27 protein-coding genes are annotated in these 24,532 nt (G+C 31.9%); 18 read left to right on the top strand and 9 right to left on the bottom strand.

Going from position 1 to position 24,532, the window contains the following annotated elements; all coding sequences use genetic code 11:
* The first annotated feature begins 22 nt into the window (after positions 1–22).
* From Q4528_RS03600 to Q4528_RS03575, 6 genes are all read left to right on the top strand, one after another.
* Positions 23–670 carry an HAD family hydrolase gene (locus tag Q4528_RS03600; RefSeq protein WP_017636396.1) on the top strand — a complete coding sequence of 216 codons (648 nt, stop codon included), beginning with the start codon at positions 23–25 and terminating at the stop codon, positions 668–670.
* A gap of 155 nt (positions 671–825) precedes the next feature.
* Positions 826–2,199: an AMP-binding protein gene (locus Q4528_RS03595; RefSeq protein ID WP_046466389.1), complete on the top strand. Its 1,374-nt coding sequence runs from the start codon at positions 826–828 to the stop codon at positions 2,197–2,199.
* Positions 2,199–3,347: a thiolase family protein gene (locus Q4528_RS03590; protein WP_017636394.1), complete on the top strand. Its 1,149-nt coding sequence runs from the start codon at positions 2,199–2,201 to the stop codon at positions 3,345–3,347. The genes Q4528_RS03595 and Q4528_RS03590 overlap by 1 nt, the downstream gene beginning before the upstream one ends.
* Positions 3,313–3,687: a VraC family protein gene (locus tag Q4528_RS03585; RefSeq protein ID WP_029056372.1), complete on the top strand. Its 375-nt coding sequence runs from the start codon at positions 3,313–3,315 to the stop codon at positions 3,685–3,687. The genes Q4528_RS03590 and Q4528_RS03585 overlap by 35 nt, the downstream gene beginning before the upstream one ends.
* A complete protein-coding gene (locus Q4528_RS03580; protein WP_029056373.1) occupies positions 3,684–3,947 on the top strand; it encodes a hypothetical protein in 264 nt (87 codons plus the stop codon). The genes Q4528_RS03585 and Q4528_RS03580 overlap by 4 nt, the downstream gene beginning before the upstream one ends.
* A gap of 183 nt (positions 3,948–4,130) precedes the next feature.
* The gene (locus Q4528_RS03575) at positions 4,131–5,543 is read left to right on the top strand and encodes an MFS transporter (protein WP_017636391.1); all 1,413 of its coding nucleotides are present in this window, start codon (positions 4,131–4,133) and stop codon (positions 5,541–5,543) included.
* A 298-nt stretch (positions 5,544–5,841) separates the two neighbouring features.
* On the opposite strand, the gene vraX is transcribed toward Q4528_RS03575, so the two are convergent.
* The 3 genes from vraX to Q4528_RS03560 all read right to left on the bottom strand — a co-directional run bounded on the left by vraX (position 5,842) and on the right by Q4528_RS03560 (position 8,160).
* Complete coding sequence (vraX, locus tag Q4528_RS03570) at positions 5,842–6,015, bottom strand: C1q-binding complement inhibitor VraX (RefSeq protein WP_017636390.1); 174 nt, start codon at positions 6,013–6,015, stop codon at positions 5,842–5,844.
* A 224-nt stretch (positions 6,016–6,239) separates the two neighbouring features.
* Positions 6,240–7,070: a bifunctional hydroxymethylpyrimidine kinase/phosphomethylpyrimidine kinase gene (gene thiD / locus Q4528_RS03565; protein WP_017636389.1), complete on the bottom strand. Its 831-nt coding sequence runs from the start codon at positions 7,068–7,070 to the stop codon at positions 6,240–6,242.
* A 109-nt stretch (positions 7,071–7,179) separates the two neighbouring features.
* Positions 7,180–8,160: a choloylglycine hydrolase family protein gene (locus Q4528_RS03560; RefSeq protein ID WP_046466391.1), complete on the bottom strand. Its 981-nt coding sequence runs from the start codon at positions 8,158–8,160 to the stop codon at positions 7,180–7,182.
* A 149-nt stretch (positions 8,161–8,309) separates the two neighbouring features.
* Here Q4528_RS03560 and Q4528_RS03555 point away from each other — a divergent pair, with 149 nt between their 5' ends.
* The 4 genes from Q4528_RS03555 to Q4528_RS03540 all read left to right on the top strand — a co-directional run bounded on the left by Q4528_RS03555 (position 8,310) and on the right by Q4528_RS03540 (position 11,348).
* A complete protein-coding gene (locus Q4528_RS03555) occupies positions 8,310–8,978 on the top strand; it encodes a uracil-DNA glycosylase (RefSeq protein ID WP_303520542.1) in 669 nt (222 codons plus the stop codon).
* Positions 8,971–9,366 carry a DUF5327 family protein gene (locus tag Q4528_RS03550; protein WP_017636386.1) on the top strand — a complete coding sequence of 132 codons (396 nt, stop codon included), beginning with the start codon at positions 8,971–8,973 and terminating at the stop codon, positions 9,364–9,366. Before Q4528_RS03555 ends, Q4528_RS03550 begins: the two co-directional genes overlap by 8 nt.
* 24 nt (positions 9,367–9,390) lie before the next feature.
* Complete coding sequence (locus Q4528_RS03545) at positions 9,391–9,759, top strand: DUF423 domain-containing protein (RefSeq protein ID WP_096807881.1); 369 nt, start codon at positions 9,391–9,393, stop codon at positions 9,757–9,759.
* A gap of 107 nt (positions 9,760–9,866) precedes the next feature.
* A complete protein-coding gene (locus Q4528_RS03540; protein ID WP_017636384.1) occupies positions 9,867–11,348 on the top strand; it encodes an APC family permease in 1,482 nt (493 codons plus the stop codon).
* Between the two features lie 64 nt (positions 11,349–11,412).
* Here Q4528_RS03540 and Q4528_RS03535 read toward each other — a convergent pair whose 3' ends face one another.
* From Q4528_RS03535 to hemQ, 3 genes are all read right to left on the bottom strand, one after another.
* Positions 11,413–11,865, bottom strand: a complete 453-nt coding sequence (locus tag Q4528_RS03535) for a threonine/serine exporter family protein (protein WP_017636383.1) — start codon at positions 11,863–11,865, stop codon at positions 11,413–11,415.
* A gap of 12 nt (positions 11,866–11,877) precedes the next feature.
* Positions 11,878–12,642, bottom strand: coding sequence for a threonine/serine exporter family protein (locus Q4528_RS03530; RefSeq protein ID WP_017636382.1), 765 nt, complete (start codon positions 12,640–12,642; stop codon positions 11,878–11,880).
* Between the two features lie 503 nt (positions 12,643–13,145).
* Positions 13,146–13,895, bottom strand: a complete 750-nt coding sequence (gene hemQ, locus Q4528_RS03525; protein ID WP_029056380.1) for a hydrogen peroxide-dependent heme synthase — start codon at positions 13,893–13,895, stop codon at positions 13,146–13,148.
* A 171-nt stretch (positions 13,896–14,066) separates the two neighbouring features.
* Here hemQ and pta point away from each other — a divergent pair, with 171 nt between their 5' ends.
* From pta to Q4528_RS03495, 6 genes are all read left to right on the top strand, one after another.
* Positions 14,067–15,056 carry a phosphate acetyltransferase gene (pta, locus tag Q4528_RS03520; RefSeq protein ID WP_046466392.1) on the top strand — a complete coding sequence of 330 codons (990 nt, stop codon included), beginning with the start codon at positions 14,067–14,069 and terminating at the stop codon, positions 15,054–15,056.
* Positions 15,056–15,898, top strand: a complete 843-nt coding sequence (locus Q4528_RS03515; protein ID WP_026083429.1) for a lipoate--protein ligase family protein — start codon at positions 15,056–15,058, stop codon at positions 15,896–15,898. Before pta ends, Q4528_RS03515 begins: the two co-directional genes overlap by 1 nt.
* Before the next feature lie 498 nt (positions 15,899–16,396).
* Positions 16,397–17,317, top strand: coding sequence for a mevalonate kinase (gene mvk / locus Q4528_RS03510; protein ID WP_017636378.1), 921 nt, complete (start codon positions 16,397–16,399; stop codon positions 17,315–17,317).
* 4 nt (positions 17,318–17,321) lie between these two features.
* A complete protein-coding gene (gene mvaD / locus Q4528_RS03505; RefSeq protein WP_017636377.1) occupies positions 17,322–18,305 on the top strand; it encodes a diphosphomevalonate decarboxylase in 984 nt (327 codons plus the stop codon).
* A 12-nt stretch (positions 18,306–18,317) separates the two neighbouring features.
* Positions 18,318–19,394, top strand: coding sequence for a phosphomevalonate kinase (locus tag Q4528_RS03500; RefSeq protein ID WP_046466395.1), 1,077 nt, complete (start codon positions 18,318–18,320; stop codon positions 19,392–19,394).
* Between the two features lie 247 nt (positions 19,395–19,641).
* Positions 19,642–19,983 (top strand): YuzB family protein, encoded by a 342-nt coding sequence (locus Q4528_RS03495; RefSeq protein ID WP_046466396.1) that lies wholly within the window; start codon positions 19,642–19,644, stop codon positions 19,981–19,983.
* A gap of 42 nt (positions 19,984–20,025) precedes the next feature.
* Here Q4528_RS03495 and merA read toward each other — a convergent pair whose 3' ends face one another.
* The 3 genes from merA to Q4528_RS03480 all read right to left on the bottom strand — a co-directional run bounded on the left by merA (position 20,026) and on the right by Q4528_RS03480 (position 22,556).
* A complete protein-coding gene (merA, locus tag Q4528_RS03490) occupies positions 20,026–21,348 on the bottom strand; it encodes a hypothiocyanous acid reductase MerA (RefSeq protein WP_303520538.1) in 1,323 nt (440 codons plus the stop codon).
* Complete coding sequence (gene hypR / locus Q4528_RS03485) at positions 21,335–21,778, bottom strand: redox-sensitive transcriptional regulator HypR (protein ID WP_017636373.1); 444 nt, start codon at positions 21,776–21,778, stop codon at positions 21,335–21,337. The genes merA and hypR overlap by 14 nt, the downstream gene beginning before the upstream one ends.
* Before the next feature lie 106 nt (positions 21,779–21,884).
* Entirely contained in the window at positions 21,885–22,556 is a 672-nt protein-coding gene (locus Q4528_RS03480) for a type 1 glutamine amidotransferase (RefSeq protein ID WP_046466399.1), read from the bottom strand.
* A gap of 121 nt (positions 22,557–22,677) precedes the next feature.
* Here Q4528_RS03480 and Q4528_RS03475 point away from each other — a divergent pair, with 121 nt between their 5' ends.
* Both Q4528_RS03475 and Q4528_RS03470 read left to right on the top strand, forming a co-directional pair.
* On the top strand, positions 22,678–23,616 hold the full coding sequence (locus Q4528_RS03475) for an aldo/keto reductase (RefSeq protein WP_017636371.1): 939 nt from the start codon (positions 22,678–22,680) through the stop codon (positions 23,614–23,616).
* 211 nt (positions 23,617–23,827) lie between these two features.
* Positions 23,828–24,367, top strand: coding sequence for a flavodoxin family protein (locus tag Q4528_RS03470; protein ID WP_303520537.1), 540 nt, complete (start codon positions 23,828–23,830; stop codon positions 24,365–24,367).
* Positions 24,368–24,532 lie beyond the last annotated feature (165 nt).

Raw genomic sequence — 24,532 nt, 5'->3', positions numbered from 1 at the left:
TGATATTTTAGAGGTGAATAATTTGAATTTTGATAATTATATTTTTGATTTTGACGGGACATTAGCAGATTCAAAGCAATGTTCAATTGAGGCGACTAAAGAAGCCTTTGCACAATTTGGATTAACAGAGCCAAGTGATTCAGAAATTATTCATTATATGGGAATACCAATTGAAAAGTCATTTATGGAGATGAGTGATCGTTTTTTATCTGAAGAAGCGTTAGATCAACTGATACAACTTTTTAGAGAACAGTATCAACAATTCGAGGCGAGATATTTATGTTCTTATTCTGGAATAGCAGAAACACTAGATCAATTAAGTAGACAAAATAAGCAAATGTTTGTTGTATCTAGTAAAAAAACGAATGTATTACAAAGGAATTTAGAACATTTAGGTTTGAGTCGATTTATTAAAGAAGCTATTGGTTCTGATAAAGTGAAACATTATAAACCCGACCCAGACGGATTACAGTACATTCTTCAAAATCATAACCTTAATCCAGCGAATAGTATATATATCGGGGATGCTATATTTGATATTCAAATGGCTAAAGCAGCTGGAATTAAATCTTGTGCAGTAACTTGGGGTTCACATTCATCAAAAGATTTAATCAGTGAAAATCCAGATTATGTATTAAGTGAAGTGGACGAGATAATTAGAGTTTTATAACTTACAAACATGATAAATAAATAATATATCAATTAAAGTTAGAGTATTAAGTCATTAAAATGACAGTTAAAAATGCTCTAACTTTTTTATTTATCAATGAAACAAATTAAATGTTAATATAATATACAAATAAGTTAACATTTGTAGGTGGGAATATGTCAGAATTACTTCGACAATTACAACAATATGCTATAACAAAATCAGATCAACCAGCTGTGATTATTGATGATGAAACAGTTACGTACCATGAAATATGTTTATTGATAAACCAAAACAAAAAAACAATGACTTCTATCCCAAAAGGCGTCAGGGTAGCATTATGCCATCATAATGCATTAAAAAATATTATCGACTATTTGACTTTATTGTCTTTAGATTGTGTACCGTGTTTATTGGATAGCAAATGGAGTTTGAAAATGATTAGAGAACTTATGAATACTTATCATATACCATTTCATAATATGGAAAATGAAATATCGAAAGTCTCAGCAGTTAAACTGACATCAATAAAAGATAATCCAACTAATATCTTACATATTGGTTTTACTTCAGGTACAACTGGTTTACCTAAAGCTTACTATCGTAACGAACCGTCATGGATTGTTTCGTTCGAACAAAATGAAATGCTTATGCAAAGACAAGAAAAAATATTTGTAGCACCTGGCCCTTTATCACACTCTTTGTCACTATATGCTTGTATATACGCTCTTTATACTGGTCGCACGTTTATTGGACAAAATCATTTTAATTCGATACAACTCATTGACAAATTGAACACCATTCAACTTCCTACTGCGATGTTTTTAGTGCCAACCATGTTACATCAACTATTGTCCAATCATGATATGCCAACATGTTTGTCTAGTATTTTTAGTAGTGGTGCTAAATTAAATAAGCATATGTTCTATAAATTAAAAGAACAGTTATCTCATGTAAATTTAATAGAATTTTTTGGGACATCGGAAGCTAGTTTTATAAGTTATAACTTAAACCAAAGCGCACCCGAATCATCAGTTGGTAAATTATTTTCAAATGTTGATTACCAAATAAAGAACAAAGATGAAGAAGGTATAGGTCGATTATATGTCAGAAGTAATATGACGTTTAGTGGTTATGTGAATGATGAGAACGAATTACATGATTATCAATGGATTAGTACAGGTGATTATGCACATATTGATGAGAAGCAATGTTTGTATTTAAGAGGAAGAGTTGGGTCAAGATTGATTATAGGCGGTAAAAACGTTTATCCAGCTAAAATAGAAAGCGAAGTTACTAAAATCCATGGAATTAATGAAGCTATTGTTATAGGACAGCAACATGATAAATTTGGAGAAATTGCTGTTTTACTATATACAGGCGATATTGAATTAGATTATAGACAATTGAAAACGTATTTAATGAATAAAATAGATAGGTACGAAATTCCTTCTAAGATAAAGAAGGTAACTAAAATGTCGTATACACGAAGCGGCAAAATATCTCGATTTGAAATGGAAAAAAGATGGAATACAGGAGAACTAAAATAATGAAACAACCCGTTATTGTTGCAGCTAAAAGGACAGCATTTGGCAAATATGGAGGTAAATTAAAACATCTAGAACCAGAGGAATTATTAAAATCATTATTTAACTATTATCAAGATAATTATTCAGAAGTGATTGCTAATTTAGATGAAGTTATTTTAGGAAATACAGTAGGAAATGGTGGCAATATTGCACGGAAATCTTTATTAGAGGCTGGCATTGATGATGCGATACCAGGATTAACGATAGATAGACAATGTGGTTCGGGGTTAGAAAGTATAATTTATGCTTGTCGAATGATACAAAGTGAAGCTGGAAAAATTTATCTTGCTGGAGGAGTAGAAAGTACAAGTCGAGCACCATGGAAAATACTACGACCTCAATCTGTATATGAACAACATTTCCCTCAATTTTATGAGAAAGCTTCATTTGCACCAAAGGGACAGGATCCAACTATGATTGAAGCAGCTGAAAACGTTGCTAGAAAATACAACGTATCACGGGAAGACCAAGATCAATTTGCATATCAAAGTCATCAGCGCACAAGATTGAATTATGAAAATGGAAATATAAACCAAGAAATAGTCCCTTTAATAGTAAAAGGTGAAAAATTTGAAGACGATGAAAGTATAAAACCTAATTTAAATTTAAAAACATTATCGCGATTTAAGCCACAATTACCTAATGGTACAGTGACAGTAGGAAATAGTTGTATGAAGAATGATGGAGCTGTATTGGTTTTAATTATGGAACTTGAAACAGCGAAATATTATGGATTTAACAATGGTCTATATTTTAAGGGTGCCATGACAAAAGGTGTAGACCCTAACATACTGGGGATTGGTCCGGTACCTGCTGTACAGAATTTACTTAATTGTTATGAATTAACCATTCATGATATTGATGCAATAGAACTGAATGAGGCATTTAGCGCACAAGTTTTAGCCTCACAAAAATTATTAAATATACCAGATTATAAATTAAATCAATGGGGTGGTGCTTTAGCGTCTGGACATCCATATGGAGCAAGTGGTGCAGCCTTAGTGACACGATTGTTTTATATGAAAGATAATTTTAGAACAATAGCGACTATGGGTATAGGAGGTGGCCTCGGTAATGCAGCTTTATTCGAACGATGGGACACAAAGTGAAATAAGAGAAATTCGATTTAATGAAGAGGAGGTAATGAGATATTGTCAAATTATTGGTGTGGAATATAAGGGTTATGTTCCTGAATTATTTTGTGCCAAGTTATGGCCAGAATTCACATTGTTCCAGGAATTTATAAATGAAAAAATCTATTTGAAAGAAACAAAAGTATACCAAACCAATAAATTAGTTACATGTACAAATTATAAAGCAGAATTACGCAAAAAAGAGGTACTTAAAATCAAAAATTTCATCAAATACACCTACACTTTGAAAATTAATAAAGATAATAATAATTGTATTTATATAGAACAAATATTTATAAAGGTAAATCAGATATGAAGATAAATGAGCAACTAATAAAACACTATTTGGCATGTGTAAACGATAAAAATGAAATCCATGATGATATTGTTCCAGGACAATTAGTTTGTGATATTGTGATGAATAAACTCGATATAACGTGGTCTTCTTATAAAATAAAATACTTTAGAACCATTGGTATTAATGAAGATATTGATTATTCAATGAAAAATAAGGATACGATAACGGTTTGGAATAAAGAAGATGGGGTAAAGTTAATTGTTGTAAAAATTAGATAAAATAGAATTTGTTTTAAATAATTTTTCTTAATGGATGATTTGATTGAATAGATTTTTTTATTTTAACTAATTTTCTGTAAAATGAATAAATTTGTATTTTTGAATTTAAATAAAATTAAATCAATTTGACAACATTAACTATCATAGTATAATTATGTAACATACAAAGGAGTGTTAAATTACATGGATTTCGAAAAAGAAAATATTAACATGGTCGACGCTCAAAAAGCGAAAAAAACCGTTGTCGCAACCGGTATTGGTAATGCCATGGAATGGTTTGACTTTGGTGTTTATGCTTATACGACAGCTTACATAGGAGCGAACTTTTTCTCTCCAGTCGACAATCCTCAAATTCAGCAAATATTTACATTTGCTGCATTAGCGATTGCATTCTTACTTAGACCTATAGGTGGTATCGTATTTGGTATTGTGGGAGACAAATACGGTCGTAAAGTTGTATTAACTACAACAATTATATTAATGGCACTGTCTACATTAACAATTGGTTTACTACCAAATTATGACACGATTGGTATATGGGCACCTATTCTCTTGTTATTAGCGCGTATTTTACAAGGTTTCTCTACTGGTGGGGAATATGCAGGTGCAATGACATATGTTGCAGAGTCTTCACCAGATAAAAAGCGTAATAGCTTAGGTAGTGGATTAGAAATTGGTACATTATCTGGTTATATTGCAGCTTCAATTATGATTGCATTATTAAGTTTCTTCTTAACTCATGATCAAATGCAAGCATGGGGTTGGAGAATTCCATTTATTTTAGGTTTATTCTTAGGTTTATTTGGATTATACTTACGTAGAAAATTGGAAGAATCACCTGTATTTGAAAATGATGTTGCAGAAACTCCGAAAAGAGATACGATTAATTTCTTTGGTATCATTCGTTATTACTACAAAGATATCATCGTTTGTTTCGTAGCAGTAGTATTCTTTAACGTTACGAACTATATGGTGACAGCATACTTACCTACATATTTAGGTCAAGTTGCAAAAGTAGATCAAACGACAACTAGTGTCATCATTACTTGTATCATGGCAATTATGATTCCATTAGCTTTAGGATTCGGTAAATTGGCAGATAAAATAGGTGAAAAGAAAGTATTCTTAATCGGTACTGGTGGATTAACGTTATTAAGTATTGTTGCATTTTCATTATTAGCAACAAAATCATTACCGTTCATTATCATTGGTGTCTTAATTCTAGGATTCTTCTTATCAACTTATGAAGCAACAATGCCAGGATCACTTCCAACGATATTCTATACACATATTAGATATCGTACATTATCAGTAACATTTAACGTATCTGTATCATTATTTGGTGGTACAACACCATTAATTGCTTCATGGTTAGTTGAAGCTACAGGTAATGTATTAGCACCAGCTTATTACTTAACAGCAATTAGTGTTATTGGATTCTTAGTTATTACATTATTACATGCAGCTACAGCAGGTAAGTCACTTAAAGGTTCTTACCCTAACGTAGATAATGAAAAAGATAAAGCTTATTATGAAGCTCACCCTGAAAAAGCATTATGGTGGGTAAAAGAACGACAAGAAAAAGAAGACTTTTAATTAATATGTGAGTCTTGTGGTAATTGTTAAATACAATTGTCATAAGACTCTTTTTTTAATAGAAAAGTGCTAATGTTAAGAAGGTTCAAAGTTTCTCTCTGAACCACCAAAGGGGACAACTTTGGTTAACATTAGCACTTTTTATCGTTATTAAGATGAGTATTTTAGGGATGATGGCATTTAAAGTGTCTGTAGTTAGGGGACAAGAAACTTTAAAACCATTGTTTGAACGTTTGAAACATGGATCTTTTACCTTTTAAACTTTAAATCTGTAGATTCTTGATGCTGAAAATAACAATCATGCGTGACTGAAATGCATTCTGTCGACGTCATTTTCAAGTAGAGAGAGTAATCGATAGATATCATTTTTATTAAAGGTTTCATCAAACTTAACAGTGATTGATTTGAATTTTTTAGTAATGATTTCGTATTTAGGAATACCGTCTTGGATATCTTGTTTATGAATAATCATGTTGTTATACCTCCTTTATCTCTCTACACTTTATATCATACACGTTCATCAACCATTAGACATGAGGCTTTGGTATCAACTTTAACTCAGTCTATCATTGGATAATCAACTACGACTATATATGTAGGTAGAAGTTAGGTGATTAATAGAATGAAAAAGGCTTACACTATACAAAACATGCGATAGTGTAAGCCTAGTCTATTTAATAAAATCTATGATTATATTTAAACTTCAGTTACTTGAACGTCAATTTGTTCTATACGACGGTTAGCACCATGGTCAACAGGGCCAACAAAGTCGTTCATTTTCCAACCATTTTTAATAGCTGAAGCAACGAATGCTTTTGCTGCAATGACTGCTTCTTTAGGTGATTTACCATTTGCAAGATAAGCTGTTGTCGCAGCTGCAAATGTGCATCCAGCACCATGATTGTAGCTTTGTTGGAACATATCTGTAGTTAATTGATAGAATGTTTTACCATCAAAGTACAAGTCATATGATTTATCTTGATCTAAAGCTTTACCGCCTTTAATAATAACGTGTTGAGCACCTTTGTCATAAATGATTTGAGCTGCTTTTTTCATTTCATCAATAGAAGTTAGTTTACCTAATCCTGATAATTGACCAGCTTCGAATAAATTAGGGGTAACCACTGTTGCTTTAGGTAATAAATATTGAATCATTGCATCAGTATTTCCCGGGTTAAGTACTTCATCTTCACCTTTACAAACCATAACAGGATCGACAACGAAATAGTTAGCGCCAGATTGTTCATAAACTTCACCAGCACGTTTAATGATTTCTTCTGTACCTAGCATACCAGTTTTAATAGCATCTGGACCAATAGAAATAGCAGTTTCAAGTTGTTTTTCAAATACATCCATAGGTAATGGTGTTACATCATGAGACCATGTTTCTTTATCCATAGTTACGATAGAAGTTAAAGCTACCATACCGTATACGTCTAATTCTTGAAAAGTTTTTAAATCAGCTTGCATACCAGCACCTGCACTAGTATCTGAACCAGCAATTGTTAATACTTTTTTTAATGCCATTTGAATTCACTCCCAATGTTTTCTAATACTGTTACCATCATATCACGATTCACATAGTAGCAAAATAAAATAGTGTCATATTATAAAGTTTATTTGTCATGTTATCTAATTAGTTAAGATGAGTTATTTTTAACTGATGATCAATATCGATAAATGTCATATCATTTTTCGAAAGTAAATCTTCATTTAATTGAATTTTGAATATCTGGTTTGTGAAATAAGGTTTTAAAAAATAAGTCCTATTTTTACTATCCATTACTAATTGATATTGCGTGTAGTGTGTTTCCCCAGCATCAATGACGGCACCTTGAGGAATGCTTACAGAATCTAATATTTTAAAACAATTAATCAAATTTTGTTCTTCATCGTTTGATTGTGGTATTTGATGTCTTAAATAACTTGCTCTTACGAAACGTTCAGGAGAAGTATATCCACCTGGTAATCCATTTGTACCTGATTCAGCACCCATAGATTTTACTAATAATTTGCCTACTAAATGATTAGTAGACTTTTCAGGCGATAAAAAAGCATAATTTCTTAAATTTTGTATGTGCCATTCTAAATTGGGTGAATTAGTAAGCACATTTATATGATTGTCTTTAACAATAAGCAAACCATTATGTGGTTCTACTGACACAGTATGACCTTCACGGTCAGTTATAATGAAGTGAAGCGGTGGTACAATGTTCAACGTTTCATTCTTCTCATGCATAATATTGACCTTTTTGACTTTTTGCTTTAAGTCTTGAATATTTTTAGTGAAGCCAAGCACCCATATGATAAATTCTTCAGGAGCTAAATTAAAATAACCATAACGTTTATGTTTGCTATAAGATGCTTCGCCAGTAAAATAATGATTTGAAATAGCGATGCCGCATTCATTAACACCATCTCCAAAACGATATCGACCTACCTTTAAATTAGTGCCGACAAAACCGTAAGTGAGTTTCATAGATGGTTCTAAATCAAATTGATAATCAAAATTTCTAGGTACTACAGTTGGTATGCCGTTAAATTCAAAAGCAAAGTCCATAGTTCTAGCTAAATAATGATGTTGCTGTTTTGTGTAAAATGAAAATCCTGTACACATATACGTCTCTCCAAACTTTTAATTCATCTTATTATGAACTATATATAATTCAAGATAATTTGTAAACTTATTTTAAATAAAAGTTTACATTAAACCTAATTATAATTTGAAGGTAGAGATATGTTAAAATATCTTTGAGGTGAAAAAGGATGGAGTGGTCTGAAGTTTTTCATAATATTACGTCTAAACATGATTTCAAGGCAATGCATGACTTTCTTGAAAAAGAATATACAACACAAATTGTTTATCCAGATAGAGAAAATATTTATCAAGCCTTTGATTTAACACCGTTTGAAGACATTAAAGTTGTCATATTAGGGCAAGATCCTTATCATGGACCTAATCAAGCGCACGGATTAGCTTTTTCAGTTCAACCTAATGCTAAGTTTCCACCTTCATTAAGAAATATGTACCAAGAATTAGAAGAAGACATAGGTTGTAGACGTCAGTCACCACATTTACAGGATTGGGCAAGAGAAGGCGTATTACTTCTTAATACAGTATTAACTGTAAGACAAGGTGAGGCCCACTCACATAAAGATATCGGCTGGGAAATATTTACAGATGAAGTGATTCGTACCATTTCAGAAGAAAGAGAAGATATTGTGTTTATTTTATGGGGAAAACCCGCCCAACAAAAAATAAAATTAATCGATACATCTAAGCATCATATAATAAAGTCACCACATCCAAGTCCATTATCGGCGTATAGAGGGTTCTTCGGCTCTAAACCTTATTCCAAAGCAAATTCATTTTTAGAATCTAAAGGTAAAACGCCTATTCATTGGTGTGAAAGAGAGGATAATAGTCATGGATAAAGACAAAGTGATTCAATTAATAGAACGAGAACTCGTTCAAGCTGACGAATCAACTTCACAACAAGATTTTGAGAAACATATGTATGCGATACATACCATTACAGCACTTTATACATCTTCGGCTACAGACAAAATGAGTATGGGAAAATCTAAAGGTAATGATTTTACGCATACAGAGGTAAGTACAGCGAATAAACCAATGAGTGATAATTATAGTAAATCTGGCTATGATAATGTGACAGTTGAAGAAATTAGAGCAATGGGTGGAAAAGTTTCTAATACGGAAAGTGCAAAATCTCAACCAACCAATACGAATTCAATCTCTAATTCTAATTTAATGACGACTGATGATGAAATAGGCAACGGTGAGTCTATATTTGATTTTTAAACATAAAGGAGAACATAAATTATGATGAAATTATTTATTATATTAGGAGCCTTAAATACAATGATGGCTGTTGGAACTGGTGCATTCGGTGCACATGGTTTAGAAGGTAAGCTATCAGAAAAGTACATGTCTGTTTGGGAAAAAGCGACAATGTATCAAATGTACCATGGACTAGCATTATTAATTATTGGTGTGATTGGCGGAACAACATCAATCAACATTAATTGGGCTGGATGGTTAATATTCTTTGGTATTGTATTCTTTAGTGGTTCATTATATGTATTAGCTTTAACACAAGTGCGAATATTAGGTGCTATTACACCAATTGGTGGCGTATTATTTATTGTCGGCTGGTTAATGTTAATTATTGCAACGTTTAAGTTTTCAGGTTAATAAAACCGTTAGTTCAGTTTTTGAAATAAAATTAATAATAATTCGATATTTAAGTTACATGACTCACCTTTTCGGGTATACACATACATCGAGGTGAGTTTTTAATTATGGAAAATAACGAAAATAAAAAGGTAGATAGAGGCGACCTCAAAAAGAACTTATCAGAAAAGTTTGTTTGGGCGATTGCATATGGTTCATGTATTGGTTGGGGCGCATTTATACTACCAGGGGATTGGATTGGGCAAGCAGGTCCTGTAGCTGCGTCCATTGGTATTGTCATTGGCGCTATACTTATGATTTTAATCGCAGTAAGTTATGGTGCTTTAGTAGAAAAATTCCCCGTTTCTGGTGGGGCATTTGCATTTAGTTTCTTAAGTTTTGGTAGATATGTAAGTTTCTTCTCTTCATGGTTCTTAACCTTTGGTTATGTCTGTGTTGTAGCATTGAATGCCACCGCTTTTAGTTTATTGATTAAATTTTTATTACCAAGTGTACTCAATAACGGAAAAATGTATTCAGTTGCAGGTTGGGATGTCTACATAACTGAAATTATTATTGCAACAGTATTATTACTTGTCTTTATGTTTATAGCTATTAGAGGCGCAAGTGTATCTGGGTCATTACAATATTATTTCTGTGTAGCTATGGTTATTGTAGTATTATTAATGTTCTTTGGTTCATTCTTTGGTAATAACTTTGCCTTAGATAACTTAAAACCATTATCAAATCCACATGAAGGTTGGTTCATGTCTATTATCACTATAGTAGCAATTGCGCCATGGGCTTATGTAGGATTCGATAATATACCACAAACAGCCGAAGAATTTAACTTTGCACCAAACAAAACATTTAAATTAATTGTGTATAGTTTACTTGCAGCATCTATGACATATGTTGTAATGATTTTATATACAGGATGGTTAAGTACAGATCAAAAAAGTTTAAATGGCCAGTTATGGTTAACAGGTGCAGAAACACAAACAGCATTTGGTTATATTGGTTTAGCTGTATTAGCTATTGCTATTATGATGGGTATCTTTACTGGATTAAATGGATTCTTGATGAGTGCCAGCAGACTACTATTCTCTATGGGACGTTCAGGAATTATGCCAAGAGTATTTAGCCGCATTCATAGTAAATACAAGACACCTTATGTAGCAATTATTTTCTTAGTTGCGGTATCTTTAATAGCACCATGGTTAGGACGTACTGCGTTAACATGGATTGTTGATATGTCTTCAACAGGTGTTTCTGTAGCATACTTTGTGACTTGTTTATCTGCTACTAAGTTATTCAGTTACAATAAACAAAGTAATACGTATGCACCAATTTATAAAACATTCGGTATTATTGGTTCAGTCGTATCATTCATTTTCTTATGTTTATTATTAATTCCTGGTACACCAGCATCACTTTCATTACCATCTTATATTGCATTAGGTGTATGGTTAGTATTAGGATTGATTTTCTTTGTCATTCGCTATCCTAAATTGAAAAAAATTGATAACGATGAATTAAGTAGATTAATTTTAAATAGAAGTGAAGATGAAGTAGAAAACATGGTTGATGAACCAGTCAAAAATAAATAATAATTAAAAAGTCATGATGAGAAAAGAGATAACCTCTTAAATACTCATCATGACTTTTTTATATTTATAGTTTTTTTCTAGTTATAGCGAACCCAGAAATAATGATTTTTGAAATTTGATCTGCAAACAGTAAACCTAAAGCAATAGCGCCTGCAATTAATGTCACTTCAAGCATGGTGTTGATTGCTTTATTAAAGTGTAATAAAACTAAGCTTTTAGTAGCATCGTAAGCAAGACCACCAGGAACTAAAGGTATAATTCCAGTTACCATAAAAATAATAGCGGGTTCTTTTTTATATCTAGCCATATAGTGACTTAATAGACCTAATGCAAGACTACCGAAGAAGCTGGAATATATTGTATGAGCTTCTAATCCATTATAGAACAGTGTGTAAACCATCCAACCACAAGCCCCAACAAATCCACAAGATAGATATAATTTTCTAGGAGCATCGAATATGACACAAAAGAACAGAGATGCTAAAAAACTAAATATAAAATTTAATATCCAAAACATATAACAACTCTCCTAGATTAATATTAATATTGAACTTACACCTGCACCTATACCAAATGAAGTGACAAGTGCTTCTAAAGATTTCGTTGTAAACATAAGCATATGGCCACCAAATAAATCTTGAATCGCATTTGTTATCAATACACCAGGAACAATAGGCATGACTGAAGCGATAATAATGGTCGCAAGATTACCTTGAGGTACTAAAGTATGACCAGTTACAGCAATCAAAGCTATAACAACAGAGCCTATAAATTCAGGTATGAACTGAGCATGTAACTTTCTATCTAGTATTTCAACAACCAGATAACCTAAACTACCTGCAAGTAGAGCAGTAATAATATCTACTAGGGAACCACCTTGTAAATATAAAAAACTAACTGCAATGATTGCTGCGGCAAATCCTTTAAAAGGAAGGCTGCTATCTCTTTTAGCGACATAAATTTTTTCTAATTTTTCTTTAGCTTCTTCAAGACCCATCGTCCCTTTAGTAATTAAACGAGAAATTTCATTTGCTTGTGAAATCTTAATTAAATTAGTGTCTCTTGTTTTTATTCTAAACATACGTGGGGTTGCTTCATTATGTAAATGAAATTGAATAACGGTATTTGTAACGAAGCTATTACTTTCTTGATAACCTAATTTTTTAGCGATGCGATTCATTGTATCTTCTACCCGTGTACCTTCAGCACCAGATTCAAGTAAAACACGTGCGGCTAACATAACCACATCTTTGATGAGACGTTCATGCTCGTTTTCATTTACTACTTTTGTCATTTAATCACCAGTTTTTAAAATTTTTAAATTTAGATATATTAATTATAGAGTATGAAAAGAGAAAAAACCATTATATAGCGATAAAGAAAAGCTGTAAAACATTTCAGTTTTAATAACTATATAGAAAAAAGAAGTGAATGACAAAATTGATAAGCAATTTAATTCATGATTTTTCGATAAAATTTAGAAAAATAAAAGGAAAATGTATAAATTGATACTTATATAAACTTATTGCATTTTATATATAACTCAACACTAAAATAATGTTTCAAATATTTCAAAAAGGTTAAATTAATATTAGTTAACTATTACAAAATATATTGGGTAGCGACAATATATTTAATTTAGTTAACTTATACGTAGTAGTGATTAAAGTTCTCCCAAGGATACTACATGTCAGAAGTACACTTTGCTTGCAAAGTGTACTTTTTTAATTGAAGTTTAGACGTAAAAAATAGAATTCCTATTCGTATTAGAATAGGAATTCTTTACACAACATATTGTTAAATTTTGAAAAATTGATTGAAGTTTTCAGTGTTTAAAATATGACCTATATAGAAACTTCCGAAGTCTCCATAACGTGCAGTAGTTTCATCAAAACGCATTTCATAAACAATTTTTTTGAATTGTAAGACGTCATCTGAGAATAAAGTAACACCCCATTCAAAGTCATCAAAGCCGACAGAACCAGTGATAAATTGTTTGATTTTACCAGCATATTTACGTCCAATCATTCCGTGGTTATACATTAATGATTTTCTTTCTTCCATTGGTAACATATACCAGTTATATGTTTCATTTCTACGTTTATCCATAGGATAGAAACAAATATAATCAGAATGTGGTAGTTCAGGATATAATCTAGCTTTTACATGAGGGTTTTCATATGGATCCTCATCAGATTTACCTGCTAAGTAATTACTTAATTCAATGACTGACACATAAGAGTATGTCGGAATAAAGAAATCAGCTATACGTAATTTGTTAAGTTCATTTTCAATTAAATTAAGGTCTTTCATTTCAGGACGTAAGAACCATAATAATAAATCGGCTTTTTGTCCTGTAATATTATAAATAGCTTGATCTCCTGTATGAGAGCTTCTAGCTTCAGATTTATCGTTCACGAAACTTTCGAATTCAGCAATCATTGATTCGCGTTCTTCTTGAGGGACTAATCTAAAAGTAGCCCAATCAACTGCATAAAATAAATGTAAACTATACCAACCATCCAATGTTTCGGCTGCTTCACTCATATTTATCGCTCCTTTAATTCTATAATATCAATTCACATTAAATTTTATCATAAATAAATAGTCAGCTCCTAAGTAAATGATTACAAAAAAGTGAAATGGAATTCTATTTTAAAATAACGTATAATTAGTTTTGTAAACGTTATTATGAAAAAGAAATTCAAGGAGGACATTATGACTAATCTATTAAATGTATTAGAAAACAAATTATCAGGAAAAAATGTAAATATCGTGTTACCTGAAGGGGAAGACGAACGTGTGTTAACTGCGGCTACACAATTACAAACTACAGATTATGTAACACCAATCGTTTTAGGTAATAAAGAAAAAATTCAATCCTTAGCAGAAGACAAAGGTTTGGATATTGCTAATATAGAAGTCATCGATCCTTCAACAAGTGAATTGAAATCAGAATTAGTAGACGCATTTGTTGAACGCCGTAAAGGCAAAGCAACACAAGAACAAGCTGAAGAATTATTAGAAAACGTTAATTACTTTGGAACAATGCTTGTATACACTGGTAAAGCAGCAGGCTTAGTAAGTGGAGCAGCGCATTCAACTGGTGATACTGTTCGTCCAGCATTACAAGTTATCAAGACTAAACCTGGCGTATCTAAAACATCTGGTATCTTCTTTATGATGAAAGGCGAAGAACAATATATCTTTGGCGATTGTGCAATTAACCCTGAATTAGATGCACAAGGTCTTGCTGAAATTGCTGTTGAAAGTGCTAAATCTGCACAAAGTTTTGGTATGGAACCTAAAGTGGCTATGTTAAGCTTTTCAACTAAAGGATCTGCTAAATCAGATGACGTGACTAAAGTTCAAGATGCATTGAAATTAGCGCAAGATAAAGTAGCTGAAGAACAATTAGACAATGTTGTTATTGATGGGGAATTCCAATTTGATGCAGCAATCGTACCAAGTGTAGCTGAGAAAAAAGCGCCAGGTGCTAAAATTCAAGGAGATGCAAATGTTTTCATTTTCCCTAGTTTAGAAGCAGGTAATATTGGTTACAAAATAGCTCAAAGATTAGGTGGATATGATGCAGTTGGTCCAGTTTTACAAGGCTTGAATTCTCCTGTAAATGACTTATCTCGTGGATGTTCAATTGAAGATGTCTATAACTTATCAATTATTACTGCTGCACAATCATTACAATAATGGACTTAGCAAATAAATATTTTAATGACATAGAATGGCGATACATTGACCATTCCAGTGGTTTGGAACCTATGCAATCATTTGCTTTTGATGACACGTTTAGCGAAAGTGTAGGTAAAGATTTATCACCTAACGTAGTGAGAACTTGGATTCATCAACATACTGTTATTCTTGGTATTCATGACTCTCGATTACCATTCTTAAAGGATGGTATTGCCTATCTAACAGATGAAATGGGCTATAACGCGATTGTACGTAATTCGGGAGGTCTTGGGGTTGTCTTAGATCAAGGAATATTAAATATTTCATTAATGTTCAAAGGGCAGTCAGAAACGACAATTGATGAAGCATTTACTGTTATGTATTTGCTTGTTGCCAAAATGTTCGAAGACGAAGATGTAGAGATAGATACTCTTGAAATTACACATTCTTATTGCCCAGGAAAATTCGATTTAAGTATTAATGGTAAGAAATTTGCAGGCATTTCACAAAGACGTGTAAGAGGCGGTATTGCAGTTCAAGTCTATCTATGTGTTGAAGGTTCGGGTTCAGAACGTGCATTAATGATGAAACATTTTTATGACCGTGCTTTAAAAGGTGAAACAACTAAGTTTATTTATCCTGATATTGAACCACAATGCATGGCATCCCTTGAAACGCTTTTAAATAAAAAGATTACTGTACAAGACACCATGTTTTTATTACTATATGCCATCAAAGATTTAGGTGGACGCTTAAATATGGACCCAATCACTGACGATGAGTGGCAACGCTATGAAGGTTATTTTGATAAAATGATAGACCGTAATGCAAAAATGATAACTAAAATGAACGAAAAGTAGTATAAATTAGATAACAATGACAATTTAAAATAATTAGCCGTCTTATTTAATATGACTTAGTACCACAATATAATCGATATTGAGGTTTAATGTCTTTAAAATAAGACGGTTTTTTATAGTTTTTGCAGTGATAACGTAGTTTAATAAACTATAAAAATGATGTATTGAGTACATTAAATTTCTTATATTATATATAAATCTGTGTATTCCAAGAATTATTTGTAGTATTATAGTTTAGGTGGAAAAATTTATATAAAAAGAGCAGATTTAAGTTTATAAAATGTAAAAATGTTTACAAAACCTTAGTTAAAGGTAAATATATTCAAGATTTTGTATAGAGGTATAAAATATATAGTTTGTTATTTAAAATCGTAATAATATCATTACATATGATACTCGTTAAAATATTACTCTGTAAAAAACTATATATACAAACATAAACACGTAAAGACAATGAAGAATCAGATTAGTGAAGGTATAATAAAAGGTGATAATAACATGACAAAAAAAGGATACGGGGAGTCTACCGGTAAAATTATTTTGATAGGCGAGCACGCAGTAACTTTTGGCCAACCTGCTATAGCTATTCCATTTAACGCCGGTAAAATTAAAGTGTTAATAGAAAGCCTTGAAAAGGGAAATTATTCAGCCATCGAAAGTGATGTTTATGATGGTCTTCTTTATGATGCGCCAGAGCATTTAAAATCAATCGTGACACGTTTTATCGACAAAACGGGTGTAGAAGAGCCATTATTAATTAAAATTCAAACTAATTTACCACCTTCAAGAGGGTTAGGATCAAGTGCAGCAATAGCTGTTGCTTTTACTAGAGCAAGTTATGATTTTCTAGGAGAAACTTTAAGTGATAAAGAATTAATTGAAGAGGCTAACTGGGCAGAAAAAATTGCTCACGGTAAACCAAGTGGTATTGATACACAAACGATTGTTTCTAATAAACCAGTATGGTTTCAAAATGGTCATGCTGAAACTTTAAAAACACTTCAATTAAACGGCTATATGGTTGTTATTGACACTGGCGTAAAAGGTTCAACAAAACAAGCAGTTGAAGATGTTCACAATTTATGTGAATCACAAGAATACATGAAACATATTGAAAATATTGGGGACTTAGTATACCAAGCAAGTCAGGCAATCGAATATCATAATTTCAAACAATTAGCCAATATTTTTAATGAATGTCAGCAAGATTTAAGAAATTTAACAGTAAGTCATGATAAAATAGAAGAGTTGTTAGAAATAGGAAAATCCCATGGTGCAATTGCAGGTAAATTGACTGGTGGTGGACGTGGCGGAAGCATGTTGTTACTAGCTGAAGATTTACATACTGCAGAAAAAATTGTAGCGGCAGTTGAAAAAGCAGGAGCTGCACATACATGGATTGAGTATTTAGGAGGTTAACCCATTGGCAAAAAGTGGCAAAGCGCGTGCACATACAAATATTGCATTGATTAAATATTGGGGAAAAGCTGACGAAAAGTTAATTATCCCTATGAATAATAGTCTATCTGTATCATTGGAAAAGTTTTATACCGAAACTGAAGTAACGTTTGACAGTGACTATCAAAATGATCAATTTATTTTAAATGGTGAAGAAGCCAATGAAAAAGAAACTAAAAAAATTCAATCTTATATGGATATTGTTAGAGAAGTAGCAGGTACAAATTTACATGCTCGTATTGATAGTCATAATTTTGTGCCGACAGCTGCTGGTTTAGCATCATCTGCAAGTGCATACGCAGCGCTCGCAGCAGCTTGTAATGAAGCTTTACAACTTCGATTAACAGATAAAGATTTATCTCGTTTAGCACGTCGTGGGTCTGGTTCGGCATCTCGAAGCATTTTCGGTGGTTTTGCTGAATGGGAAAAGGGTCATGATGACGAAACATCATATGCTCATCCAGTCGATGCAAATCATTGGGAAGATGATTTGTCTATGATATTTGTCGTTATCAATAATCAATCTAAAAAAGTATCCAGTCGTTCAGGTATGTCATTGACACGTGATACATCTCGCTTTTATCAATATTGGTTAGATCACGTAGATGAGGATATAGCTGAAGTTAAGCGCGCGATGTCATCTAAAGACTTTAAACATCTTGGAGAAGTGATTGAGGCAAATGGTTTACGTATGCATGCTACAAACCTTGGTGCTCAACCGCCATTTACATATTTAGTACAAGAAAGCTATGATGCAATGGCTATTGTTCACAAATGTAGGGAAATGGGATTACCTTGTTATTTTACAATGGATGCTGGTCCAAATGTGAAAGTCCTTGTTGAAAAGAAAAATAAACAAGCAGTGATTGAACAATTTAAAAAACAATTTGATGATTCAAAAATAATTGCAAGTGATATTATCGCTACAGGCGTTGAAATAATTAAGTAAGGAATTGATAGAATGATTCAGGTCAAAGCACCCGGTAAACTTTATATAGCTGGTGAATATGCAGTTACAGAACCAGGATATAAATCTGTGTTAATTGCATTAAATCGCTTTGTTACAGCAACAATCGAACCTTCAAATCAAGTTGAAGGTACAATTCATTCAAAAACATTACATCACGAACCTGTAACATTTTATAGAGATGAAGATAGCATTGTCATTTCTGATCCACAGGCGGCTAAACAATTAAATTATGTTGTTACAGCCATAGAAGTGTTTGAACAGTATGCTAAGAGTTGTGACATCCCTTTAAAACATTTTCATTTAACAATTGATAGTAACTTAGATGATGCTAATGGTAATAAGTATGGTCTTGGTTCAAGTGCCGCTGTGTTAGTGTCAGTTGTTAAAGTACTTAACGAGTTTTATGAATTAGAATTATCTAATCTTTATATTTATAAATTAGCAGTTATTTCGAATATGAAATTACAAAGTTTAAGTTCTTGTGGCGACATTGCCGTAAGTGTTTATAGTGGTTGGTTAGCATATAGTACATTCGACCATGACTGGGTTAAGCAGCAAATCGAAACGACTTCAGTAAATACGGTATTAGACAAGAATTGGCCTGGTCTTCATATCGAACCATTACAAGCGCCAGAAAATATGGAAGTATTAATAGGATGGACTGGTTCACCAGCATCTTCACCACACCTAGTTAGCGAAGTTAAAAGACTTAAATCTGATCCCGCTTTTTATGGCGAATTTTTAGATAGTTCACATCAATGTGTTGAAAATTTAATCCATGCATTTAAAACTAACAATATTAAAGGTGTACAAAAGATGATTCGTCAAAATCGTCTTATCATTCGTCAAATGGATGATCAAGCATCAGTAGATATTGAAACAGAGAAATTAAAGCATTTGTGTGACATCGCTGAGCAACATGGCGGTGCTGCTAAAACTTCAGGAGCTGGCGGTGGAGATTGTGGTATTGCCATTATTCACCAAAATGCTGACAAACAAAAGATATATGAAGAATGGACCTCTAATGGTATTAAACCATTATTATTTAAAATATATCATGGGCAATAATGATATGAACCTTTTAAAATGATTAATTTTATCGTCGTTATAACAAATAACTTGAAGATAAATATCTAATCTATTTTAGAAGGCTTTTTTATGAACAAAACGTTACATAGTTCAAAAGTAACTTGAATTTTTTGGTAAAAAGAGTAAAATAATTAAAGTTATATATAGATTAGGAAGCACAATTATAAAAATAGATAACTATTAAAAAGTAATAATACATAAATATAGAAAGGTGGGCGATGACAATATGAAAATTAAATTTTTAATATGCGATGAATGTCAGGCAGTTAATATAAAAACGTTGCAAAAGAAATTAGAAAAGTTAGACCCTGAAGCTGAAATAGAAATAGGTTGTCAGTCATATTGTGGTCCGGGTAGACGTAAGACTTTTGCATTCGTAAATAATCGTCCACTAGCTGCTTTAACTGAAGAGGAATTAATTGAAAAGGTTACTAAACAACTGAAAAAACCTCGAGATCCTGAAGAAGAAGAACGTTTAAGAAAACGTAATGAAGAACGTAAAAGACGTAAAGAAGAACAAGATAGAAAATTAAAAGAAAAACTTGAAAAGAAAAAAGCATTGAAATAATAGTAGAGAAGCCATCATATTAACGAATGATGGCTTCTTTCTTTATATGTTAAACAAATCGTTGAATGATTCTGACATTGTTGGATGTGTGTAGATATTATCTCTTAAAACTTGATATGGAATGTTTTGATCCATTGCTAACTTAATTAGGTTGATCATTTCTTCTGATTCTTTACCATATAATGATGCACCTAAAATTTGATGATTTTCTTTATTAATGACTACTTTAAATAATCCTCGACTGTCATTATTAATTTTATGTCTAGGAATTTGATTGACGGGAAGTAGCTTGTCTATATAATTATAATTTGCTAATTTAGCTTGATCGCTAGTCATTCCAACTCGAGATAATGGTGGATCTATAAACATAGTATAAGGTATGAAACCTCTATTTTCTGTTGTACGATTTCCACCTCCATAAAGATGAGATTGTATAATACGATAATCATCTAATGATATATAAGTAAATTGCATGCCACCTTTAACATCACCAGCTGCATAAATATGTGCTACTGATGTTTGTAGATGTTCGTTCACTGCTATTGAACCATCTTTAGTTAATTGGATATCAGTATTTTCCAATCCTAAATCGACATTTGGTCTACGTCCTGTCGCAAGTAATACAGCATCAGATTCAAAGTCTCCTTGAGTGGTTTTAATAATGGTTTTGTCGACATCATCAATCAATTCAGTCGTATTAACATTAGTTAAAATAGTAACATCCTTATTCTCTAAGTCATTAATAATTGCATTAACGATGTCACTGTCTTCTCTAGGCATTAATTTTGAACCATGTTCTAAGATGGTTACTTTAGTATTTAAATTAGCAAACATAGAGGCAAATTCTAAAGCGATATAACCCCCACCAATGATTACTAAATGTTTAGGTTGATAAGATATATTTAATAAACCAGTGGAATCAAATAGATGTTTAGCATTATTGATACCTTTAATATTAGGAATATTTGCTTTAGCTCCAGTATTAATAATGATACGTGGGGCTGTAATAGTGTTAATGATGTCGTTGTTTTTATCTAATAAATGAACTTCAGTATTTGATTTAAATTGCGCTTTATAATTCAATACGCTTATATTTTCGTCGTTTGCTAAAAGTTGATAGTTTTTTTGATTTAATGCTTGTACAACTTCTTTTTTTCTTGAAAATGCATCCTCAAATTTTGTACCTGTAATTCCGTCATGAACAAGTACTTTTGATGGGATACACCCTATATTAATACAAGTACCGCCATACATAGCAGATGATTGCTCTATCATTGCGACTTGTTGTCCTTGTGCTGCTGCGAATTTTGCTAATGTCTTCCCGGCTTTACCAAATCCAATAATAATTAGATCATATTTGTTCATTGATGTTGTCCTCCTGTTGTATTTGATGAACTATATCTTGGATAGTTATAGAACTATAGTAGTTTAATATATGATTTGCTTCTTGGTTTTGATGGTATGTCATTGTATCGGCAATATGTCTTGCTATGATGCAATGACTTGATTGCTTCCCTGTAAAAATACGTTTTTGATTAGGTTGTTTATCTAACACAAAGTATTGATATAAGTCAGACAGTTTAACATGTTTTGTCATATCATTAGCCTGGTAGCCACCACTTTTTCCACGAATGGTGACAATATAATCGTGATAGGTAAGAAGCGTTGCAACTCGTCGTAATTGAACAGGGTTAATGCAAGTAAGTTCTGCTAATGCTGTACTGTGATATCTTTGATGATTATGTTTTGTTAAGAAAGCGAGCACATGAATCGCAATATTAAACTCTAAGTTCATAACATCCTCCAAAATGTAACTGTTATAGTTACATTAAATAAAAAAATTAATTAATAGTCAAGGAGTATAAATTTGAAGAGATTAAAAGTACGATTTTTAATTAATCTTATGATTGCGTTATGAAATCTAATAATTTAAACATGACTTCTTTATTTTCCTCAGGTACATCATAGTTAATAATCTCTTGAGGCGTTTGATTTAATACTGAATCAACTGCATAAGTATAGTCATTAATAACGATTTCTTTAACGTCGTAAGGCCCTGGTTCAAAATGGAATTGTAATCCAATTACATTTTGATTTAGTAGAAAGACTTGATTGTTTAAATGCTCACTTGAAAATAATAGCTCGGCATTTTTAGGTATTTGAAACATTTCTTCATGCCAATGTAAAGCCATTAATTCTTTTGGTAAGTATGGAATAGTATCAGTTTCTAGGTAAACTTTATCCCAACCAACTTCTTTCACTGGTGATTTACTTACTGTGTAGCCAATCGCTTTTGTAATTTGTTGTGCACCATAACAAGCTCCAAACATTGGCTTATTCACTTTTAATAAGTCTCTTATAAGTTCTCTTTCTTTATAAATCCATTCATCTGTATCATTAGGACTCATAGGCCCACCTAAGATAATAAGTAAATCTGTTTCGTCTGCAGTTGGTAATACACCGTTATAAAAATAGGGATGATAGATATATAAGTCATGGTTATTTTCTTTTGCCCAATCACCAATAGCTCCTACACCTTCATTTGGTGTATGTTGTAAAACATTAATTCTCATTTAATCAACTCCTTCTCATAGTTACTTTATAATATCAAATATTACTATATGAATGATACGTTTAATTTTAGGGTAAACATAAAGCATTAAAATACAATTCGCTGAAGGAGAGATGAATAGAATGGCTCAAGAAGTAACATTAGGTAAATCAGATGTTAAAGTATTTCCAATCGCACTAGGTACTAATGCTGTAGGTGGACATAATCTTTATCCAAATTTAGATGAAGAACAAGGTAAAGAAGTTGTTAGACAAGCGATTAATAATGGAATTACATTACTAGATACAGCATTTATTTATGGTCCAGAACGTTCTGAAGAATTAGTTGGAGAAGTTGTGAAAGAATATCCAAGAGAACAAGTCAAAATTGCTACGAAAGGCTCTCATTATTTCGATGAAAACAATGATGTACATCAAAATAATGATCCAGAGTTTATTAAACAACAAGTTGAAAACAGTTTAAAACGTCTTCAAACAGATTATATTGATTTATTTTATATTCATTTTCCAGATGATAATACGCCAAAAGATAAAGCAGTTGCAGCATTACAAGAATTAAAAGAAGAAGGAAAAATTAAAGCAATCGGTGTATCTAACTTCACATTAGATCAATTAAAAGAAGCAAATAAAGATGGTTTAGTAGATGTTGTTCAATTAGAATATAATTTATTGCATAGAGAAAATGAAGAAGTGATGGCATACGCTGCTGATAATCAAATTACATTCGTGCCATATTTCCCATTAGCGTCTGGAATTCTAGCGGGTAAATATGATGAAGATACAACATTTGAAGATCATCGTGCGACAAGAAGAGACTTTAAACCTGAGGTATTTAAAGATAATGTACGTCGAGTAAAACAGCTTACAGATATTGCTGAAGCTCATGATACAACTATAGCTAATGTAGTGTTAGCATTTTATCTTACTCGTCCAGCGTTAGATGTTGTAATTCCAGGTGCGAAACGTGCTGAACAAGTGGTAGAAAATATTGAAGCGGCTAACGTAAAATTATCACAAGACGAAATTGATAAAATCGATTCTCTATTTCCAATTAACAAATAAATAAACCAACCTTTTTTAAAATTAATCCCGTAAATAAGCTAAATATTGGCGATTTACGGGATATTTTAAATTTATATAATTCCAATTGATTAGATATAATAGTTAAAATTTTTTCATTCTCTGATACATATTTTTAACTTTAACGGGTAAAAAAACATATTGAATAGTTGAGCAACTTACTTAAAGAATAATAGATAAGGAGGAAAGGGTAATGATTACAGTTTTATTCGGTGGCAGTCGTCCAGAAGGAAACACAGCGCAATTAACGCAATACGCATTAGAAAATGTTGAACACCAATGGATAGACGTTACACAATATCAATTAAATCCAGTAAGAGATGTACGTCATAATGATAAGAAGATAGATTCATATCCAGATGATTATGAACAATTAATCAAAACTGTGCTAGAAAGTGATGTTGTCATTTTTGCGTCGCCAATTTATTGGTATAGTTTATCAGCATCATTAAAAGCGTTTATTGATCATTGGTCAGAAACAATGGTAGATGAAAGATATTCAGATTTTAAAGAAATAATGTCTAAAAAAGACTTTAGATTAATATTAGTAGGTGGAGACTGTCCGAAAGTGAAGTCTAAACCTTGTGTTGATCAAATGAAATATACATTAGAATTTATTGGCGGAGAACTCGCTGGTTACATTATTGGTACAGCTGAAAGACCTGGCGATATCATGAAAGACAATTACGCATTAGAAAAAGCGAGAGAATGGAATCATTTATTCAAACAATAGAATTAATGTAAATAACTTGTAGTACAATATAAGACCCTTCGCTTATGTATTAGTGAAGGGCTTTGTTATGTTTATAGTACTTCTTACAATACGAAGAATACAAAATATGAATTTTTATGAGTTGTTTTCATAGATAATTTTAAAAAATATATAAGTATATAAAAT

Source organism: Staphylococcus pasteuri, assembly GCF_030547725.1.
GTDB classification, from domain to species: domain Bacteria; phylum Bacillota; class Bacilli; order Staphylococcales; family Staphylococcaceae; genus Staphylococcus; species Staphylococcus pasteuri.
The sequence above is the reverse complement of the archived record's forward strand: the minus strand, read 5'-3'. Positions and strand labels throughout refer to the sequence as shown.

Coding starts and splice junctions, on each gene's coding strand:
- Q4528_RS03500 (WP_046466395.1), top strand. CDS start 18,318: ATGATTCAGGTCAAAGCACCCGGTAAACTTTATATAGCTGGTGAATAT.
- Q4528_RS03580 (WP_029056373.1), top strand. CDS start 3,684: ATGAAGATAAATGAGCAACTAATAAAACACTATTTGGCATGTGTAAAC.
- Q4528_RS03560 (WP_046466391.1), bottom strand. CDS start 8,160: ATGTGTACAGGATTTTCATTTTACACAAAACAGCAACATCATTATTTA.
- Q4528_RS03480 (WP_046466399.1), bottom strand. CDS start 22,556: ATGAGAATTAATGTTTTACAACATACACCAAATGAAGGTGTAGGAGCT.
- Q4528_RS03545 (WP_096807881.1), top strand. CDS start 9,391: ATGAAATTATTTATTATATTAGGAGCCTTAAATACAATGATGGCTGTT.
- thiD (WP_017636389.1), bottom strand. CDS start 7,070: ATGGCATTAAAAAAAGTATTAACAATTGCTGGTTCAGATACTAGTGCA.
- vraX (WP_017636390.1), bottom strand. CDS start 6,015: ATGATTATTCATAAACAAGATATCCAAGACGGTATTCCTAAATACGAA.
- Q4528_RS03530 (WP_017636382.1), bottom strand. CDS start 12,642: ATGACAAAAGTAGTAAATGAAAACGAGCATGAACGTCTCATCAAAGAT.
- mvk (WP_017636378.1), top strand. CDS start 16,397: ATGACAAAAAAAGGATACGGGGAGTCTACCGGTAAAATTATTTTGATA.
- Q4528_RS03540 (WP_017636384.1), top strand. CDS start 9,867: ATGGAAAATAACGAAAATAAAAAGGTAGATAGAGGCGACCTCAAAAAG.
- Q4528_RS03535 (WP_017636383.1), bottom strand. CDS start 11,865: ATGTTTTGGATATTAAATTTTATATTTAGTTTTTTAGCATCTCTGTTC.
- Q4528_RS03575 (WP_017636391.1), top strand. CDS start 4,131: ATGGATTTCGAAAAAGAAAATATTAACATGGTCGACGCTCAAAAAGCG.
- pta (WP_046466392.1), top strand. CDS start 14,067: ATGACTAATCTATTAAATGTATTAGAAAACAAATTATCAGGAAAAAAT.
- Q4528_RS03590 (WP_017636394.1), top strand. CDS start 2,199: ATGAAACAACCCGTTATTGTTGCAGCTAAAAGGACAGCATTTGGCAAA.
- Q4528_RS03595 (WP_046466389.1), top strand. CDS start 826: ATGTCAGAATTACTTCGACAATTACAACAATATGCTATAACAAAATCA.
- Q4528_RS03475 (WP_017636371.1), top strand. CDS start 22,678: ATGGCTCAAGAAGTAACATTAGGTAAATCAGATGTTAAAGTATTTCCA.
- merA (WP_303520538.1), bottom strand. CDS start 21,348: ATGAACAAATATGATCTAATTATTATTGGATTTGGTAAAGCCGGGAAG.
- Q4528_RS03555 (WP_303520542.1), top strand. CDS start 8,310: ATGGAGTGGTCTGAAGTTTTTCATAATATTACGTCTAAACATGATTTC.
- Q4528_RS03470 (WP_303520537.1), top strand. CDS start 23,828: ATGATTACAGTTTTATTCGGTGGCAGTCGTCCAGAAGGAAACACAGCG.
- hemQ (WP_029056380.1), bottom strand. CDS start 13,895: ATGAGTGAAGCAGCCGAAACATTGGATGGTTGGTATAGTTTACATTTA.
- Q4528_RS03550 (WP_017636386.1), top strand. CDS start 8,971: ATGGATAAAGACAAAGTGATTCAATTAATAGAACGAGAACTCGTTCAA.
- Q4528_RS03515 (WP_026083429.1), top strand. CDS start 15,056: ATGGACTTAGCAAATAAATATTTTAATGACATAGAATGGCGATACATT.
- Q4528_RS03495 (WP_046466396.1), top strand. CDS start 19,642: ATGAAAATTAAATTTTTAATATGCGATGAATGTCAGGCAGTTAATATA.
- hypR (WP_017636373.1), bottom strand. CDS start 21,778: ATGAACTTAGAGTTTAATATTGCGATTCATGTGCTCGCTTTCTTAACA.
- Q4528_RS03585 (WP_029056372.1), top strand. CDS start 3,313: ATGCAGCTTTATTCGAACGATGGGACACAAAGTGAAATAAGAGAAATT.